This window comes from Lujinxingia sediminis, assembly GCF_004005565.1.
Classification (GTDB): domain Bacteria; phylum Myxococcota_A; class Bradymonadia; order Bradymonadales; family Bradymonadaceae; genus Lujinxingia; species Lujinxingia sediminis.
In genome coordinates this window covers 97780-117134 of record NZ_SADD01000001.1, presented here as the reverse complement: position 1 = coordinate 117134, position 19355 = coordinate 97780, and the positions used below count along the sequence as shown (strand labels likewise).

Sequence of the window (19355 nt, the reverse complement as noted above, 5' to 3'; positions counted from 1 at the left end):
CTAAAAAAGCGAATGTGATGTCGAAGCTCATACTCATCGTCGAAGATGAACCCGATCTGGTCGAAAACCTCGACTACAACCTCCGCCGCGAGGGTTTCGAGGCCGACGCCGCCCTCACCGGTCAGCAGGCGCTGGCGCGTCTTCACGAGCGCCCGCTGCCCGACTTGATCGTGCTCGACCTGATGCTCCCCGATCTCTCCGGCTTTGAAATCTGCCGTCGGGTCCGCGCCGATCAGACCACCCGTCACATCCCCATCCTGATGCTGACAGCCCGTGGCGAAGATCACGAGCGTGTCGAAGGCTTTGAGGCCGGTGCCGATGACTACGTCGTCAAACCCTTCAACGTTCGCGAGCTGATGTTGCGGGTGCGCGCGGTGTTGCGCCGCAGTGAAGGGCCCGACGACGCTCCGGCCCTGGATCAGGTCAGCTTCGGCCGGCTTCGCGTCGACTTCCCGGCGGTGCGAGTGTGGATCGATGATGAACCCATCTCCCTGACCGCCCTTGAGTTCCGGCTCCTCGAAACCCTCTTCACTCGCCGCGGCCGCGCGCAATCGCGCGAAGTGCTCTTAAGCGATGTCTGGGATATACAGGCCGATGTCATGACCCGTACCGTCGACACCCACATCAAGCGACTGCGCGAGAAGCTCGGCCCCTGTGGCCCCTACATCGAGACCTTGCGCGGCATCGGTTACCGCTTCTGTGCCACGCCCCCGGATCTCTGAGGCGTACACGCAGGGCCGAAAGGGCACACGGTGTTTCTCTCCTTCCGCAGCAAAATCTTCGCCATCGCGATCACCCTCATCGGGCTCTTTGTCCTGATCGCGACGCTGGCCGCCCACCACACGCTACGCAGCTGGACCCAGAGCCGTATTGAGTCCGATCTTCTCCAACGGGCGCAGCTCGTCGACGCCTCCATCGACCCGAGCGCCGACATCAACGCTCATGTTTTGCGACTGAGCGAGGCCTCCCAGACCCGCATCACTCTGATCGCTGCCGACGGCCAGGTGCTGGCCGATTCCCACCTGGAAGCCGACGAAGCGATTGAAGATCACGCCAATCGCCCCGAAGTCATCGCGGCGACAACCTCCGGGTTCGGGCGCGCCCGACGTCACAGCGAGTCACTCGGCACCGACCTGCTCTACGTGGCGATCCCGGCCTCCCGAAACGGCTTCGACGGGGTGGTCCGCCTCTCGGTACCCCTCTCGGAGGTCGACCAGGTCCTCGACCGCCTGCGTACCCTCGCGCTTATCGGCGCACTCATTGCGCTGGGCATTGCCATCTTCTTAAGCGGCATCGCCACACGTCTGATGTCGAGCACACTGCAGAACTTGTTGATTCATGCCCGCGAGGCCACGGAGCTTCCCGACAACGCCCCCCCCCGGGCAGGTGCCGAGCCCCGCGTCCGCGAGGCCGCGAACTCTCGCTCCGTACGCCAGCTCACCGAGGCGCTGGAGCGCAGCGTGGGCTCATTGGCCCGCGAGCGCGATCGTTTCAGCGCGGTCCTCGACGGCATGGCCGAAGGCGTGGTGGCCACCGACGCCCACCTCACCCTGACCCTGGTCAACCGCGCCGCCCGCGCCCTCCTGGGACTCGAGGGCGACCCGCATGGCCGCGACCTGGCAGATCTCTTGCCCGCCGCGCCCCTGGAGCAGCTTATCGGCGGCGCGCGCAGCGCCCGGGGTGCCTCCGCCGAATTTCAGCTCACCGCCCCCCTGCCTCGCACCATCCTGGCGCGCGCCGCCTGGCCCAAACACGGTCCCGGGCTCATCCTGGTGCTCCACGACGTCACCGAGCTACGCCGCCTGGAGACCGTACGCCGCGACTTCGTGGCCAACGTCTCCCACGAGCTACGCACCCCGGTGGCAGTCATCCAGGCCCACAGCGAGACCCTGCTCAGCGGCGCGCTCGACGACCCGAAGGCCGCCCAGAACTTCACCCGGGGTATCCACCGCAACGCCGAGCGCCTCACTCACCTGATCGCCGACCTGCTCGATATCGCACGTCTGGAGGCCGATCAGGCTCAGGTGGCCCCCCGACATCTCTCCGCCCGCAAAGCAGCCCGCGACGCCATCGACGCTCTTCACGCCCCCGACGACGCGTCGATTTCGCTGGAAATCGCCGACGAGCTGCACGTCCTGGCCGACCCGCGCGCCCTCGATCAGGTCCTGATCAACCTGCTCGACAACGCCCTTAAATACCTCCCGGAGCCCGGCCCCATCATCGTGCGCGCCCACACCCCCGCCGACTCCGACCACGTGCGCTTCGAAGTCATCGATCAGGGCCCGGGCATCGATCCGCGCCATCACCAGCGCCTCTTCGAGCGCTTCTACAGGGTTGATAAGGGGCGAGCCACGCATATGGGTGGCACCGGCCTGGGGCTCTCGATTGTCAAACACCTGATCAGCGCCCAGGGCGGGCAGGTAGGCTATGAGCCCAACCTCCCCCACGGCTCGATCTTCTGGTTCACGCTGCCGGCGGCCCCCCCCGCTACGAGCGCGGCGCGCTGACCTGCGCGCCGCGCCACGCTCGCTGGCCGCTTAAGCGCGGTGGGCCCACCACAACCCGCCGCCGGCGCCGCCCACCAGCACACGATCGGCATCCACAACGTAGAGGCAGCTGATCTTTGCCGGCACCGGCGACGTGCCCCGGCGCTGGTACGTACCCCCGTCAAACTCCACCAGCGCGTACTCCCCGGCCAGAAGCGACTCGCCATCGGGACTCCAGCGCGGGTTTGGTAGCGATTCTCCCGTATGAACCCGCGCTACCAGCTCGCCGCTGCCGGCATCGAGCACCACCACCGAGTTGTCCCAGCGCGAGATCGCCAGGCGACCATCGGCCGCCGCCAGCCCGTAGATGCTCCCCTTTTCGGTGGGAGGCAACACAAAGGTCCCGACCTGCTCCCGGCGCTCCAGATCCCAGATAAAGAGCTGACGGTCGTCGTACCCGGCACAGGCCAGATGCTTCGCGTCGATTCGCGCCCAGAAAAACACAAACGAATCGGCAAAAGACCCACTGGCGTGGAGCCTGGTGCCATCTTCCAGCGAGAGCCACACCAGGCCATCGTAGTCGGCGACCACCACCTCATTGCCGACCACCGCCAGGTGCTCGGCTCTGCCGATCTCACGCACCCACAGCTCCTTCCCGCTTGCCAGGTCGAAGGCCGCCGCAAACTCGCCACCCGAGAGCACCAGGGTCAGGCCATCCTCCGAGAGCCCCACCGCGCAGACACGCTCGTCACACGAGGGCGTAAAGGCCCGCCGCGCACGCCCGCTCTGGCGATCCCACTCGATGGCCGTGCCATCGTCACTGGCGGTGTAGATGAAGTGCTCGCTGCAAATGATGCCGCTGACTTCGTCGGTGTGGTAAGGCGCGGCATCTTCTTCCAGCGGCTGCCCCTCGGGTGACCAGGCCAGAACGCGTCTGAGCCGGCCCGCCGCGTACACCTCGCCGGTCAGGGGGTGGAGGTCCATCCCGAAGACCGCGTCATCCTGATGACCTTTAACACGCTTGCGACGGGGTTTGGCCGGCGCGGAAATGTCGACACGGGTCACCCCACACTGCGCGCCGGCCCAGGAGGCCAGGTAGAGCACATCGCCCGAGGCCCCCACCCGCACCCGGGCAACGCCGCCCTGCTTGATCGTCTCCTCCTCAAGCTCCGCGCCCTCCAGATCGAAGACCCGCACCTTCGTCATTCCGGCCGCGTACACGCGCTGGCGCGACACATCCACCGCCACATCGGCACCGCCGTGCTTCTTCACCGTGACCTGCGGGCCGGTGGCCTCCCGGGCGATGAAGTGCGTGGCGTTGTCGGTGATGATGACCAGGCGCTCCTCATCGATCCAGGCCACGCCGTTGACGTCATCGCGATCCTCGTAGGTCCAGACATGCTCCACCGGGACCGGCGAGCTCCCTGCCACAAACCCCGCGCCCACCGCCTCGCTAGCACCGCGCACATCCCACAGACGCAGCGTCTGATCGTCGGAGACCGACGCCAGCCACTGCCCCGAGGGCGAAAACGCCAGCTTGCGCACCCCGCCGGAGTGTCCCTCGGTGGGCTTGAGGTTGGCGACCATCGCCCCGCTCCTCGGATCGAGCAGTTGCAGGTGCCCCCCGTGGGCCCCCACCGCCAGCAGCGAGCCTTCAGGGTTGAAGCCCACGTCGTAGATCCAGCCCATCGCGCTGGCAAAGCGCCGCACCTCCAGCCCCTCGCGATCCAGAAGGCGCGTGCCCTCCTCGCTGCCCACGGCCAGCCACTGACCATCGGGCGACCAGGCCAGCGCGTTGACATTGGCTCCCACCACCCCCGGGCTGACGCTCAGCGATTCAAAGCGCCACCCCGGGGCCGCCTCCTCGGCCGCGTCCACCGGCGCCGAGATGTAGCGTTGAACCCGGGTGGCCGCGCCGTCGTAGTCGTACTTAAACGTGTCGGCATCCCGATACATCACGTTGCCCGCACCCAGCAGCGCTCCCAGGAGGCGGTCGGCGCTCTCGTGGTTCAACGCCGCCAGCGCCGCGATCACATCTTCGGCAACCTGATGCTCATCGCGGACGTACCCGTAGAGGTAGTGCTCATAACGCAGGGGCACCCGACGCGCCCAGTCCACGCAGGCCTGGATGAGCGCCTCGTCGTCGAGCTCATGCTCGGCCACCGACGCGATGACGTTATGCAAAAAGATCGCGTGCGGGTCTTCGAGCAGCCCGATCAACGCCTCCACATCCCTGGCTGCCACCAGCTCATCGACGGTGACGCGATCGGCAAAGCGCAGCTCCACCTGCTGCCCCATCGTCTCCAGCGCTCCGAGCGCCGCCTGGCGCACCTCGGCGTAGGGATGCTGAAGCAAGAGCTCGGCCTCGTGCACCGCCCGGGCCCGGTCACCAAGCGAGGGTAAGAGCTCGGCCAGCGTGCTCTGAAGCTCGCGATCCTCATGCTTGAGCGGCTCAATCACGCTCAAGGCCTGGTAGACCAGCGCCTCGTCCAGCGCGCCTCCCCGGGCCACCTGTGCGTACGCCAGCATCACCTTTTCATAAAGCAGTTCCAGTCCGCCCACCTGGGGGGCCAGATGGGCCTTGAGCGCCTCAATGGCCCCTTGAGTGCCACAGCGAGACAGACCCACCATCGCCGGGCGGCTAAAGCGCGTGGCCAGCGCCGGGATCAGCGCCTCGGTGGCCTCCTGCCCGCCGAGCCTCCCCAGGTTCACCAGCAGGCGCGGGAGCACACTCTCAGGCGCGCGCTTAAGCAACGCCACCATCGGCGCCACGCAGCTGGCATCCCCCAGCTGCCCGACCCCGTCGAGCAGTGCCCAGACTACATCCTTCTGCTTGATCTCCGCGCTCCAGTCCTCCGGCGCCCAGATCAGCTCGTCGAGCATCGTCAAAAAGGTCGGAACCGCCTCGCGCTCCCCCAGAATGGTGAGCGCATAGACGGCCTGGCGCTCCTCCCGAAAATACTCCGTGCCCACACCGAGGAACCAGCTGGCGAGCTCGACCACGCGCTTGCGGGTGTGCGCGTCGGCCCGAAGCGCGGCCTTCGCCGCCAGCGCCAGCCGCGGAAAAGGCGCGGTCAAGAGCGCCGGAATCCGCCAGGGCCCCATCTGCGTGAGCGCCTCTTCCAGCTCCAGGCGCTCGGTATGCGTGAAGTCCCGCTCCGAGGCGTCCCGCGCCCGGAGCTTGCCAAAGAGCGGCGCGGCCTGGGGCAGATCCCGCTCCACCACCTCGCGGATCGCCGCCAGCACCAGGGGGCTCCCCAGCTCATCGATCGCCATCGCGGCGAGTTCCTCTGGCGAGTGCGTCGCCACCAGTTCTTGCGCTCGCTGCTCCTGGGCCTCCTCGGCTTCCCGCTCGGCCTGCTCCCGGGCGGCCTGCTCGACCGCACGCTCGGCGGCCCGCGCCGGATCAAGATCCAGGGCCACAAACTCCTCCCGCAGCGCGTGAATGTCCTCAATGGCACCGAGCTGCCCGCGCCCGGCCTCCAGCTCCTCGATCAACGCCACCGCGTCCCGCACCAGCGGAGAGGCGTGCTCGCGACACACCTCCAGGCAGCGGACCAGCTCCTCCTCCCTCTTGAAGAAGAAGAGCCGCCACAACCAGTAGAGCGCCGTCGAAACCACGCGATCCAGATAGGGCCCTTCCACCGCGTCCTTAAAGGTGAGCCCTTCGTGGACCTTCTCATAGAAGTGCTCCGCGCCCTCACGCGCGCCGCGCCCCTGAAGCAGACGCACCAGGTAGATCGCGCGGACGTACATAAAAAGCCCGGCGCTCTTCACCTCGTACTCCGGCGTCACGCCACCGATCTCCATCTGATCGCGATAATGCCAGGTCAACGAGGCGCGATCGGCCACCGGCGTCATCAACTCGCCGATGCGCTCCTCATCCACCGCCCCCTCCTCCTGCTGCACCTCCAGCTCCGTGTACACCCGGTTGACCCAGGCCAGCGTCGAGAGGCCGTCGGCAAAGGCATAGGGGAACTGCTCCTCGTGATCCCAGATCAGCACCTCGGCGCGATTCGAATCGCGAAAATCCCGGGCGGCAAAATACACATCCCCGTTGCCGGCGCTGCCCAGGCAGATCAGGCTGGCAAAGTACTCCACCATCGCCGTCCCCAGGTAGTTTCTCTGGTCCAGGAGCGCCAGCTGCTCAAAGAGATTCCCCTCGTCCGGCGAAGGAATCCAGGCATCCTCCTCCCAGATCCGCCACTCGCCATAGTTGCAATAGTCAGTGGCGTGGGCCGCTCGCCAGGCCATAAAACGAGCCAATTCCGCGGGCGACTGCATGGCATGGTAGCTCTCGACCCGGGCAACGTAGTCGCCGGGCTCACGGGCCTCCACCGACTCAAAGGACTCCAGGGTCTTGAAAAAATCGGTGTCGTACCAGGGCCCCAGTGTCTCCTCGGGCTGCCAGCGAGCCGAGGGCGGGAGCATCTCGGCCCAGCCCTCCCGGGCCCGCGCTACGGCCTCTGCCCGCACCGCGGCCATCGCCTCGTCGCGATTCGCGTAGCTCTCCTGACTCCGGGTCGTCTCCCCTCCCACCTCCCCGTTGACGAGGGTGACCTCCCCATCCTCCATGACCTGCGCATCCCAGAATTGCTGGCCTTTCTCCATATACAAACGCATCGATCCCTCCATCGGCAGTCATCGAGCGCACACCCCGACCAGGGCTACGCCGGCACATAAAACGAATTGCCGCTCACGCTGTCACGCCCCCCACCCGAACGACAAGCAAGAAGGAAATCCCCCCGGAAAAAAATGGTCCCCACCGGCTCAAGCCCCCCACATATCCCCGAGTTAGCGCTCTAAGGCACGACGCGCTGCCACTCAGCCCCCTTACCTGCGCTTCTCGACAGCCAGATCACCCACTCAGACCCCTTACCTCCCACTCTCGACAGCCAGATCGCCAACTCAGACCCCTTACCTCCCATTCTCGACTGCTAAGTCCATCCACTCAGACCCCTTACCTCCCATTCTCGACTGCTAAGTCCATCCACTCAGACCCCTTACCTCCCATTCTCGACAGCCAGATCGCCAACTCAGACCCCTTACCTCCCACTCTCGACAGCCAGATCGCCAACTCAGACCCCTTACCTCCCACTCTCGACTGCTAAGTCCATCCACTCAGACCCCTTACCTCCCATTCTCGACAGCCAGATCGCCAACTCAGACCCCTTACCTGCGCTTCTCGACAGCCAGATCGCCTGCTCGACCTATCGAGCCCGGAGTCTCGGACGTCGCCACGACCTTGACGCCCGGGCCTTGCTGACACCATAACGCACAGGGTGCGCCGGCCCCCTCCTCGCCATACGCAGGCGCTCCGGCCCGGCCTTTTGCCACCCGACTCCACGGCCCCCCTGAGGTTTCCATGACTGACTCCCCCCTGCGCTCGCCAGCTCAAGAGTGGCGCGAATCCCTCGATCGTTTCATCGCCTCCCAACGCTCGGCGCCCCTGCCCGAGAAAGAGGAGCTCGACCCCCGCCAGAACGCCCAGCGCCGCGTCACCGGCGGGGTGCTCCTGCAATTCTTCGACTTTCTGGAGAAGACTGCCTCCGAGGAGCTCTACCCCCAGCTCGTCGAGCATCCCCTGCCCGAGCGGGTGTTTGTCTTTGTGACCGATGAAAGCGGCCACTGCGCGGCCCGCGAGCTGATGGACCTCTCCACCCCCCAGGCCACCTGCATCCTGCAGGAGGAGTGGCGCGAGGCGATCGAAGATCCCGTCTTCGACGACGACGAGACCTACATCCACCACTACCAGTTCTGGAGCGTGTGGCACCGCAACATCCCGGAGAACTGGGAGGTGCCCGCCCTGGACCCCGGTACCGAATATTGGCTGCACGAAGAAGGTTTCGCTCTGGCCGATGGCGCCGGACGAGGCGCCCAGCACCTGTGGCGCTGGGACGGCACGGAACTCTCCCTGGCCGAAGAAACCATGACCTCCTGGACCTCCTGAGACGCGATGACCTCTCTGATTCAATCGATTCGCGACGTCTACCAGGCCTCCAAAAAGAAGGAGGATATCGCCTGGAACACCTACGTCGCGCGCCCCATCGCCGCCATCCTGGTGGCTCTGCTGCGCCCCACCCCCCTCACGCCCAACCAGGTCACCTTTCTGGGCGTGGCAGTCTTCTTTGTGGCCGCCGCCGCCTTTATCTTCCTGCCCGGTGCCTGGGGATTTCTGGTGGGCGCGCTGCTCGTGCAGCTCTCCTACCTCTTTGATTGCGCCGACGGGCAGCTCGCCAGGCTAAAATCCATGACCTCCGAGGTGGGCTCGCACCTGGACTTTCTGATGGACGAGCTCAAGGCCATGACGCTTGCCGGCGCGCTGGGCATCCGCCTGTGGATGCTCGACGGCCAGGCCTACTGGCTCATCGTCGCCACCGCCGGAGTCTTTTTAGTCGGTGCGGCCACCTCTCTGACCAACTTCGTGCGCCGCCCTGAATACGCCGGCCAGGAGATCAAGCCGGGCGACTCCGCCCGCAAGCGCGCCATCCCCGCCTCCCTGATCGGCAAATGGGTCTGGGTGGCCGAGGCCGTGGCGCGCTACTTCGTGCACTATCCCTCCTGGATCATGGGGGTGGCCCTTGCGGCCTTTGTCCTGCCCTTTGACGCGGCCATCGCCTTCCTGGTGCTTTATCTCGGCGTGTACATGGTCTACCTGGCCCGCACCACGCTGGCGATCCTGCTCAAGCTCGCTCACCCGGGGTTCTACCGATCATGAAAGCTATCATCATCGCCGCCGGCCGCGGCAGCCGCCTGCAACATCATACCGACGAGCGTCCCAAATGCATGGTGCGCGTTGGCGGTCGTTCCATCCTCGACCACCAGCTTGAGGCCTACCGCGCCCACGGCGTCGACGACCTGCACATCATCCGCGGCTACCTGGCCGAGCGCCTGGTCGTCGAGGGGGCCACTTACCACGCAAACCCCGACTGGCCCGACAACAACATCCTCCAGTCGCTCTTCTGCGCCGACGAAGCGTTGACCGGACCGATGCTCGTCTCCTACTCCGATATCGTCTTCACCCCCGAGGTCGTCGAAGCCGCCCTGGGCACCGAGCACGACATCGCGCTGGTCGTCGACCGCCACTGGCACACCTCGTATGAGGGCCGCACCGATCACCCGGTCGAGCAGGCCGAGCTCACGCGCGTCGACGAGGGCCAGGTGCGCCGCGTCGGAAAACACGTCGGCACCGAGGGCGCGCTTGGCGAGTTCATCGGCCTGGCTTACTTCAGCGAGCGCGGCGCAAAAGAGCTGCGCGAGGCCTTCGCCGCCGCCCGCGACACCTACGCCCTCCATGACATCTTCCAGAACGGACGCACCTTCCAGAAGGCGTACCTCTGCGATCTTTTCGAGTTCATGATCCAACGCGGTACGACCATCGGCACCGCTCCCATCGAGGGCGGCTGGCGCGAGATCGACACGGTTGAAGATCTCAACGCCGTCGAAACAAGCCTGATCCGGGAGACCACCTTCTCATGAGCGATGAGTCCTCATCTGAGACGCATACACGCGGCGACCGCGCGCAGACGACCGTTCCCATGGTTCCGCCCGCGCTGATCACGCGTCCTTTCGCCATGCTCCTTGGCGGCCTCTGCTTCGGTGTGTGGCTGCTGAAGGGCGAAGCCGAAGCGTGGCTCGGAGACGCACTGCCCCCGATCGCCTCACTGGCGCCGCTGGCGGTCGCGCTGCTGGCCATCGCCCTTCGCAAGCTCTGGCTCCCCTCCCGGGCACCATCCATCATCTTCGGCGACACCAGCCTCACTCTGCCCCGAAGCCGAACCTCCCGCCGCAGCGACACTCTGAACTACGAGGAGCTGCGCACCGCCCTCCCCCTGGTGGTCCGTCGCGAGCCCGCCCTGGTCATCGACACCCCGGCACGCACCTACGTCTACACCGCCTCCGACTTTCCCCACCCGGAGACATGGCGCCTGGTCTGGGCCGAGATGCTGGAGCGGGTGCGCGCCCGCCCCGAGGGCGAATCCCACCTGCTGCGCATGCGCCAGCTCGCTGCGCTCAGTGAGGAGGTCACCGGGAAGCGCCCCTGGTTTACCCCCCGATTGCTGGTCGTGCTGGCCATCGCCTTTGCCGCCCAGAGCTTTCTGACCCCGCCGGTCGAGGTGCTCAAACACCTCTATGCCGGGGCCAACTCCGCCCTGCTGGTCTTTGAACAGGGACAGATCTTTCGGGTGTTCACCGCCAACCTCCTCCATGGCGGGCTGATGCACCTGGGCTTCAACGCCATGGGGCTCCTCTTTCTGGGCACCTATCTGGAGCGCCTCTTCGGGCTGGCTCCCACGATTCTACTGACGCTGGCCACGGCCCTGGCCGGCGCTATCGCCTCGCTGCTGGGCTCCGACGCGCTCTTCTCCGTGGGAATCTCCACCGCCCTCTTCGGCCTGCTGGGTGCCTATCTGGCGCTGCACCTGCGTTTTGGTGCTCAAATTCCACCGCCCTACCGCCAGACCCGACGTTGGTGGATTACGGTTCTGGCGCTCAACACCACAGTCTCTGTCCTGCTCCCTGTGATCGACGCCTGGGGCCACTTCGGCGGCCTGCTCGCAGGGCTGGCCCTCGGGCTGCTCCTGCTCGGCCGCCAGCGCCACTTTGAACCGCCGCGCGCAAGCGCCACCTGGATCAACCTGAGCGCCGCCGGCCTTGTGGCGGCCTACACCCTGGCCGCCTTCTTCGCCATCCACTACGCCACTGGCGAGCACCCCGAAGACGAAGCGCTCCTGGCCCACGCCATGGCCGACGATGCCGACAAGGCGGGCCTGGCCATTGAGAGCGCCGCGCAATGGGCCGACTACCCCGAACGCCGCCCCAACGCACACACCTACCTCTCGACCATGCTCACCCGCGCACGCGCCCACACCGACGATCCCTACCTGATCTGGCGCGCCACCACGACTCTGCGCCAGCTCGCAGAAGACCTCCCCTCCCCCGAGGAGCGCCGCGCCCGAGAACTGGAAGCGCTGGGCGCCTTCGAGCGTTTTGTGCGCTCTCAACCCTCCGACGACCCGGAGCTTCGTGCCACGCTGGCCTACGAGAGCTTCACGTTTGAGCAACGCTACGAAACCTTCGTCAATCCCGATGAGCTCCCGACCCAGCGGGTCGATTGGAACCCCGAGACTCGCGAGATCACCTGGCAGGCCACGTCCGCGCTCGACGTCCCCGCGCGCTACTACGTCCTTGCCGGCGCTCAGGGCCAGGCGCGCCTGCTCCTGGAAGGCTGCGCCCCGGCCGGTGACCGCCATCGCCGCCCGGCCCCCGATGCGATGCAAGCCGACGACGTCCTCTTGCTTCTCGTAAGCGTCGAGGATCCGAGCTGCCAGCTGGAAGACTGGCAGATCTACCGGTTAAACCCCGACGCAGACTAACCGATCGGTTGTAGCCTCGATCCCCCATCCCCGGACCTAATTGGCCTAAAGCGTGCCAACCTGTCACGCATGGTACACTCGCCCCCATCCGATCCCAATTCCGCCCGAGCTTGCATGCCGTCAGCGTCACGAGGCCCGGGGGACGGCGATCGCCTCGAGCCTCGCGCGGCCCACCAGAACATTCCCGCGTCATTTCAACGGGAAACGCCTGCTCACACCGAAATCTCGCTGCCACGGTAGCCTCCCTGGCCCGGAGTATGACGCTTCTCCGAGCGGAGACTGGCAGGATGGAGCACCGTGGCATATAATTTGCTCTAACGTGTGCTGAGAATATCTCCCCAGACGCTCCAACCACCCCCGGTGACCCTAATGTCTGATGCTCCTGCCATTGAGCCTCCCCAGGTTCCCGACGCCCCTCAGGGCGGCGCCGCGCTCACCGCGCGTGCTGCCGGCTACCTGACCACGGGTGTCGGCCATCTGGTGGGTACGGCGACCATCTTCGCGCTCTCCTGGATGGTGCTGACCTCACCCGAGACTCGCGACCTCACAGTTGAAGCGCTCAGCCACGGCCTGCTCTCCCAGGTCACATTTGAAATCTGGCTTCAGGTAGGCCTGAGCGCCTGTACCTGGGCGCTGGGCGTGATGGCCTTTCACGCCATCCGCTCCGCTCGCCAGCGCACCCCGCGCCTGGTCAAAGCCCGCGGTACCGTGATTCTGGAGACCCTCATCGTCTTCCCCATCTTTTTGTTGGTGACGATGGGCCTGCTTCAGCTCACGGTCAACAACACCGCCGGCATCCTCACCACGCTGGCGGCCTTCAATTCCGGACGGACCCTGGCGGTCTGGCTCCCGGAGGCCGAGGTCGGACGAAACGGTGTCAGCCAGGCCCTGGCCACCGACAAGGCCCGCGTCGCTGCGGCCGTCGCCGTCACCCCGGTGGCCCCCTCCGACTTCGTCTACTCCACAAGCGATTGCAACAACCGCAGCGAGGCCACCCTCGGCCCTAAGATCGAATCGATGACCATGGGCGGCCATATCACCGACGTCTCCTTGAACGTCAAGGCCCACGGTAATCGCGAGCATCTGACGGTTTCCGGTGCCTTCGACAAGAGCTCCTTTTTGTCACGTGGGCAGCGCAAGCTCAACTTCGCCTACTGCGCTACCACCGTCAGCTACTCCACCTCCGGCACCGAAGTCACCGCCCGGGTGGAGTACAAGCATCAGAACGCGATGCCGATGGTCGAGTTGATCTTCGGTAGCTTCGAAACGGTCGCCGGGCGCGCAGCCTTCTACTCCACGATCACACGGGAGTTTACGACCACCTTGCAGATTCCTCCGCTCACCAATTCACCGGGCTGGTGAAACCACGGTCCTGGAGGCCCTTTATGTTGAATGCAATTCATAGCTTTCTGCGCGCACGCCTCAAGGAGCTCGACCGAGCTCAAGAAGGTGCCGTCTTCCTGCTGATGCTCGCCGGCATTCTCATCGTCTTTATCAGCGCGATGATGATGCACGACGCCGGTGATGCGGCGCGCGATAAGATCATGCTTCAGAACAGCGCCGACACCGCTGCCTTCTCGCAGTCGGTCGTCAAGGCCCGCTCGATGAACATGATCTCGTACGCCAACACCTCAAAACGCGTCTTCTACGCGTACACCGTGGTCTACTTCAACGCCTACCAGGCGTTGATCACCAGTCTGGCCATCTATACAGGCCGGTGCCTCAAGATCTTCCCTCATATTCCCTCGTGTATCCGCATGGCCATCGGTGCCATACAGCTCACAATGGAAACCATCGAACTTGTAGCAACAAACCTGCCCTATATGATGGGACGCGCCAAAACTGAGGTTAAAAGTCTCAACAAATATCAGGAGTACATGCGCGACGTCACGCCATGGTGGGGCTACGTCGAGAACATGATGCGTGGCATCTCCAACGGCGCCACTGTTACCGCTGCATGGCCGCCGCCCCCGGGCGACCTTATCAAGATCCCGGACCAGATCACCTCCGCCCTCGGCTTTATCGATGGTGTGCTCGGCTCCACCATCGTCGAAGACTATATCCCCGAGCACACCGACAAGATCGACAAGCTACCGCTCAAACGCGGTAGCGGCCTCAGCGGTGCGGGGGGCTATTGTTTCGAGATGGTCGGGACATTTGAACACCTGATGGCCATGTTCGAGCATTACCTGCGCAGCGACTCGTTTCCCAAGGGCATCTCGAAAGAAGGACAGACCATCGGCATCTTCATTGGCCTCAACGTCCTTCCCCTCGCCAGTTGTGCGATCGCCAGCGCCATGTATGGCGATGATGTTCTGGACTTTCGCGTCGACAACGGCGTCGTCGGCGGTATTTTCAGCGGCGTCTCTCCCAACGCTTGGATGCAGTCCACCTCGAACCTGACCTTCGCCTACCAGGCCGGAGGCAAACGCTCAGGTATCCAGCGCGACCGCTTCAATGTCATCGGCAGCGACCACAACTCCAAGCCCTTCTATGCCGCTGAAGGTTACTGGTCGATGGCACGCTCCGAGATCGTCTTCGGCAATGGCTCCAACTCAGGTCCGCTGAGTGGCGTCTTCGGCTCCTTCAATATCTTCAACGGTATCATCACCAATCTGATGGGCAGCCCCCATATGTGGTCGCCGAGCTGGACCGCGCGTCTGCGCCCAGTGCATCTGCCTGGCGAAAGCCTCGGGACCTCCTTCCAGGGCAACCCCGTGGGCATGAAGGCCGTCTACATGGATATGGTCCCCTATCTGGCGCTGACCTCGCTGGTGGGCTTGCTTGACTCGAACTTCTCGCTCTCCGGAGCCGTCAAAGACCTTATGTACCTCTACGCTGTTAATGCCTCGATGAGCGCCGACCGACTTCAAGGGATTCAAAAATGAACATCTCTGAGACGCTCCAATCTGTCGCTCGCCAGCTCCGCGAGGAGGAACGCGCCACCGCGCTCACCGAGTTCGTGGTCGTCCTGCCAATCTTTTTGGTGGCCTTCGGCGCAATTCTCTCGCTCTACAACGCGCATGAGACCGCACTTCGCACCCACGCGCTGGCCTCCGCCGAGCTCTGGAAAGATGTGCGCCCCATCCAGACCAGCTACCAAATGCAGCACATGCACCCGGTCGCCGGAGCGATCGACGCTGGCCTCCACTACAACAACACCGGGCAGTGGGGCGTGATGGCTGCCAAAGATATCGGTGAAGCCCTTGGTGGGATGTACGCCGACAGCGGCGCAAAGGTCACCCTCGCCAACATTGTCGAAAACGTCGGCGTCGAGCCCAAACTCACCCTCAATGGCATCCTCGGCAACAACAACAGCCACACCTTCAACCTGATGAATGACCAGATCCTCGCCGGTCAGATGAACATGAAGGGCTTCTCTGGCATTGCCAGTACTCTGCTCACCCAGTCAGGTGCACGCCCGGCGCTGGCCGCGGGAATTCGCTACGGTATTGCCTCCTCGGTGGTCCGCAAAGACTTCCCCTCCAGCCCCTGGCTCAGCGGACAGGCCGAGGCCGCCTACACCGCCGCAGCTCCCCCCATGCCCCAGGGGCGCATGATGGCCGTCGCGCTGACTCGCCTGGAGATGGGCACCGAAGCCCCCCTTCAAGACGCTCTCATGCCCTTTACAATGGTTCCGAAGTTTGCCAGCGCCGGCTCCGTCGGGTCTTCCGAAGAAGAACTTCAACAGCAGGGCGAAGAGTGCGCACAAAAGGCCCGCGAGTGGGCGGAATGCCGTGACCGGTTGGGCCCCCTGTGCATGAAAGATAAGCCCGACTGCGGGGGAGACGCTGCCGAGCAAGACGGCAAAGACCTGCTCGATTGCCTGAAGAATCCCCCCGGCGGCGACTCGGCCAACTGCGGCTAAACGCGCGATGACCTCTCTTGAGGAGCAATCTATGAAGATCCCATCCACACTACGCGTGCTGCTTAAACTCGGAGTCAGCGGAGCGGTCATCGTGGCCATCGGTGCCACGGTGCTCGTCTCGTCCTCCCCCGGCGAGGTCAAAGAAGCAGAAGCCGACCTGACGGACTTCCTCACGGGCCCCAGAGCTGAACAGCGTAACTTCGAACGGGTCATTGCCGAGTCCGGACTTAAGCCTCGCTCCTACGACTACAACGGCAACGATGTCTACTTTGCGGCCGGCGACTCCGAGCTCAGCCCCTCCGAAGTGCTCACCTATTATCAAGAGCGCTTTCATGCTGTGGGCGTGAACTCCAAAGTCTACACCGAGCCACTGATGCGAATGGGCAACGACCCCACCACCTACGTCGATGCGCTCGCAGAGTCTGACTATGCTGAGCAGAACCATGCCATGCTCAACGGCGAAGTTGTCCCGCTTCACGTCTCGGATGAATTGGTGACCATGGGTTCGATGGTCCCCCGCAAGCAGTCCGATGATGTCATCGATATGATCGATACCTGGCCACTCTCCCCTCAGGGCGGCCTTGATATCGAAGACAATATGCGCTCCTACCGTCTCATTGAAGCGCGCCGAAACCTCGACACCGGCGGCTCTACCGTCACCGCGTCCTGGGCCGCTGACGGCTTTGATCCTCGCCTGATTCGCGATCCCGATGCTCCTGGCGCTCGCCCCGACTTGAACGTCCCGGCCTGTGCTGGCTGCGAGCGCGTCAGCCGCCTCGCAGGCAACGATCCTTCCGAACCGTACGTGGTGAACCTTTATAGAACCAACGGCGCACCGGAGTCGGTAGAGCGTTTCTACCGCTCCGCAATGGTCAACCGCGGGTGGACACTTTCCAAATCCACGGAACTTCTCGACGAGTACGCCCGATATGTCCCCCAAATCGCGGAGATGAGCGGCGAACTGCTCAACTTTGAACGCGACGGTCATCACGTCTCGCTTGTTGTTCAGCACAATGACGAGGGCGGCACGACTGTCGTGTCCATCGAAGAGGGACCTAAACCCCTCTAAGCTCGTCCCCGAACGGCTCACGCCTCCTCGAACCACATCTCAGGAACCGGCGCCTCCACCTGCAGGAGCGCGCCGGTTTTCGGGTTCTTGAGCGCAATCTTCCACGCGTGCAACGCCTGGCGCTCAAAGGGAAGTTGCGCCAGGAGAGCCGCATCCTCGGGAGCATCAGAGATCGCCATAAAGAACGCATCGTCCCGGCTATAAAGTTTATCTCCAGCCACCGGGGTGCCCGCCATCGCGAGGTGCGCGCGGATCTGATGCTGACGTCCGGTCTCAATGCGCACTTCCAGATCGCTGAGCGCGTAGCCCCGCACCACCCGCTGACCCAGCGCTCTCACGTGGGTAAGGGCCCGCAGCCTCCCCTCGCCCATCTTGATCGACAACCGACTCCCAGCGCAGGGGCCAAGTGGCGTCTCCAACGTCTGCTCTCGTCCCGGCGTCCACACTCCGCGCGGGTCTTCGACCAGCACACGATAGATCTTTTCGGGGTGATCGGTGGCAAACATCCCGCGCAATGGTGCCACCCAGCGATGTTCCCGAGCGCATACAAGCACCCCGCTTGTCTCGCGATCCAGCCTGTGGACCGGCTCCGCCTCCGAAAACCCAAGGCGTTGCAGGTAATGCGTCATCGTGTTCAAGCGCACACTTGCGCTTTCGTGCACCAGCATCCCGGCGGGTTTGTTGAGAACGAGCATCACCTCATCCTCATAGAGGATACCGGCTTCGTCGTCCTGAACCTCTTCCGGCTCCAGATGCTCACGCAAGATCACCATATCGCCCAGCAGCAAACGCATCGACGCCTTGGCTCTCCTGGGCGGAACAATCGTCAGATCGCCATCGCGAATGATGCGGCTCGCAAACGAGCGCGAGATACGCGGGATGCGGTTGGCCAGAAACTGATCCAGACGCCACCCCTCGAAGTTCGAGTCCACCTCAAAGCGACGCTCCCGCACATTGGGCACCTGCGCCTCACGCTCATCATTCCCCTCACCCGGGTGAACATCTTTTTTTAACGTGGACTTCATACGCATCGTCTCCACACGAATGACCACTTAGCGGTCCCGAAAGGCCCTTACCTTCTACCCTTCCTCCCTCAATCGGTGGGACCACAAACCATCAACAACCGGCTGGTGGGAACCTGTTCGTCAGGGGGCGCAATTTACGCGCCCCAGCTCACCGCATCCAGCCGATATGATGCCCAATCGTCACTCAACGTGACGACCGATGCGAAGCATGAGGGCGTTGGGAGCCCTGCTGAGCGAAGTGGGAGCCCACCTGGGTGACCCGGCTTCACTTGGGAGTATTTCCCCACCCAAGAAATAAAAAAAGACCCGCGTCACAAGGTGTGACGCGGGTCTTCAGCGAGTGGAGCCGATGGGGATCGAACCCACGACCTCTAGAGTGCGATTCTAGCGCTCTCCCAGCTGAGCTACGGCCCCGCTGGAGGGTTAACTAACCCAATCCAGCAGAAGCGTCAAGCAGCTTGAGCGACATTTTTCATCATCCCGGCTCCTGACCGGGCTCCCCCTGTGAGGGTAGCGCTGCAGCCGCCCCATCCGAACCGACCATCTCCTCGGGAGCCCCTCGTGAGATCAGCGCCGCCACGGTCTTCTCGGCCCGGTCCAGGACCTCGTGAGTGAGCTCGGGAAGCCGCTCAAACTGGCGCTCCAGCCCACGCACCACGTGGAGGAGTCCCTGGCCCTCGGGCTGTTCAGGATCTTCACCGTAGAGCAGCACGTAGCGCGCCGCATTGATCTGGCGAATGTAGTAGCCCTTGATGTCGCGCACGTTGTTGACGGCGTATTCGACGAGTCCACCGATGGCCAGGGTGCCCATAAGACCACCGGCCACACCTACCGCCCCCATCCACCCCGGAAGCTCCATGCCGCCGAGCTTGCCCAGCGCACGACGGTACACATCGAGATGGCCCGAATAGCCCTCTCCCACACCGTCCATTCCCATCAAAAAGGTCGTACGCCCGAAGAGCACATAGCCAAGCGTCGCAGGCAGCCCCAGTCGCACCCCGGAACGGATCGCCTGGGCCAGAAGAGGATCGTGAGCGATTTCGTGCTCCATCATCTCCCCGAGTCGCCCCCGCAGCTCGCGAATGTCCTCAGAACTCGCCATGCCCTCATCCTTTCCCTTGCGGAAACGCCGCCACTGCTCCTCCTCGAACTCCGAGAAGAGTCGCCCCAGCAGGCTCTCAAGTTCCGCCGAGCTGACGACCTCACGCTCAAACGCCTCGCTGAGCTGATCGTCGGTAAAGGTCGAGGTCGAAAAGTCCGGCCCTCCCACCGACTTCGAAACTCCGGCGGCCATATTGCGCGCCGAGATAAAGAGATCGGCCATCCCGGTACGCGGCCCCAGGCTGCGCCCCATCACTCTCCGAAAGCTCTTGAGGTTACGATCCACAAAGCCCGGCACGCGCGCGATCGCCTCATCGAAGAAGGTGTTGATCTGGGCCTCAAAACGCTCCTCCCACAACGAGGCGCGCTCCCCCTCGGTGGTGTCGATGCTCGGCTTCGGCGTCTCTTCACTCATGCTCTCTGCTCCTG

General features: G+C 64.2%; 13 protein-coding genes and 1 tRNA gene. 10 read left to right on the top strand and 4 right to left on the bottom strand.

Annotated features, from left to right (window positions below; genetic code table 11):
• Positions 1 to 17: 17 nt before the first annotated feature.
• Both EA187_RS00480 and EA187_RS00475 read left to right on the top strand, forming a co-directional pair.
• Entirely contained in the window at positions 18 to 722 is a 705-nt protein-coding gene (locus EA187_RS00480) for a response regulator (protein ID WP_115603451.1), read from the top strand.
• Positions 723 to 752: 30 nt separating this feature from the next.
• Positions 753 to 2507, top strand: a complete 1755-nt coding sequence (locus tag EA187_RS00475) for a sensor histidine kinase (RefSeq protein WP_127778812.1) — start codon at positions 753 to 755, stop codon at positions 2505 to 2507.
• A 30-nt stretch (positions 2508 to 2537) separates the two neighbouring features.
• Here EA187_RS00475 and EA187_RS00470 read toward each other — a convergent pair whose 3' ends face one another.
• Complete coding sequence (locus EA187_RS00470) at positions 2538 to 7109, bottom strand: PQQ-binding-like beta-propeller repeat protein (RefSeq protein ID WP_164855860.1); 4572 nt, start codon at positions 7107 to 7109, stop codon at positions 2538 to 2540.
• A 742-nt stretch (positions 7110 to 7851) separates the two neighbouring features.
• Here EA187_RS00470 and EA187_RS00465 point away from each other — a divergent pair.
• From EA187_RS00465 to EA187_RS00430, 8 genes are all read left to right on the top strand, one after another.
• Complete coding sequence (locus EA187_RS00465) at positions 7852 to 8436, top strand: hypothetical protein (protein WP_127778810.1); 585 nt, start codon at positions 7852 to 7854, stop codon at positions 8434 to 8436.
• 6 nt (positions 8437 to 8442) lie between these two features.
• Positions 8443 to 9204: a CDP-alcohol phosphatidyltransferase family protein gene (locus tag EA187_RS00460; protein WP_127778809.1), complete on the top strand. Its 762-nt coding sequence runs from the start codon at positions 8443 to 8445 to the stop codon at positions 9202 to 9204.
• Complete coding sequence (locus EA187_RS00455) at positions 9201 to 9965, top strand: phosphocholine cytidylyltransferase family protein (protein WP_127778808.1); 765 nt, start codon at positions 9201 to 9203, stop codon at positions 9963 to 9965. The genes EA187_RS00460 and EA187_RS00455 overlap by 4 nt, the downstream gene beginning before the upstream one ends.
• Complete coding sequence (locus EA187_RS00450; protein WP_164855859.1) at positions 9962 to 11863, top strand: rhomboid family intramembrane serine protease; 1902 nt, start codon at positions 9962 to 9964, stop codon at positions 11861 to 11863. Before EA187_RS00455 ends, EA187_RS00450 begins: the two co-directional genes overlap by 4 nt.
• 369 nt (positions 11864 to 12232) lie before the next feature.
• Positions 12233 to 13225, top strand: coding sequence for a hypothetical protein (locus tag EA187_RS00445; RefSeq protein WP_127778806.1), 993 nt, complete (start codon positions 12233 to 12235; stop codon positions 13223 to 13225).
• A gap of 23 nt (positions 13226 to 13248) precedes the next feature.
• Positions 13249 to 14751 (top strand): hypothetical protein, encoded by a 1503-nt coding sequence (locus EA187_RS00440; RefSeq protein ID WP_127778805.1) that lies wholly within the window; start codon positions 13249 to 13251, stop codon positions 14749 to 14751.
• Positions 14748 to 15731, top strand: coding sequence for a TadE/TadG family type IV pilus assembly protein (locus EA187_RS00435; RefSeq protein WP_127778804.1), 984 nt, complete (start codon positions 14748 to 14750; stop codon positions 15729 to 15731). The genes EA187_RS00440 and EA187_RS00435 overlap by 4 nt, the downstream gene beginning before the upstream one ends.
• Positions 15732 to 15762: 31 nt before the next feature.
• Complete coding sequence (locus tag EA187_RS00430) at positions 15763 to 16800, top strand: hypothetical protein (RefSeq protein ID WP_115603461.1); 1038 nt, start codon at positions 15763 to 15765, stop codon at positions 16798 to 16800.
• A gap of 17 nt (positions 16801 to 16817) precedes the next feature.
• Here the strand turns inward: EA187_RS00430 and EA187_RS00425 are convergent, their stop codons facing one another.
• From EA187_RS00425 to EA187_RS00415, 3 genes are all read right to left on the bottom strand, one after another.
• Positions 16818 to 17825 (bottom strand): RluA family pseudouridine synthase, encoded by a 1008-nt coding sequence (locus tag EA187_RS00425; RefSeq protein ID WP_164855858.1) that lies wholly within the window; start codon positions 17823 to 17825, stop codon positions 16818 to 16820.
• Between the two features lie 341 nt (positions 17826 to 18166).
• A tRNA-Ala gene (locus EA187_RS00420) sits at positions 18167 to 18239 on the bottom strand.
• Positions 18240 to 18300: 61 nt separating this feature from the next.
• Positions 18301 to 19341, bottom strand: coding sequence for a hypothetical protein (locus EA187_RS00415; protein ID WP_115603463.1), 1041 nt, complete (start codon positions 19339 to 19341; stop codon positions 18301 to 18303).
• Positions 19342 to 19355: the final 14 nt, after the last annotated feature.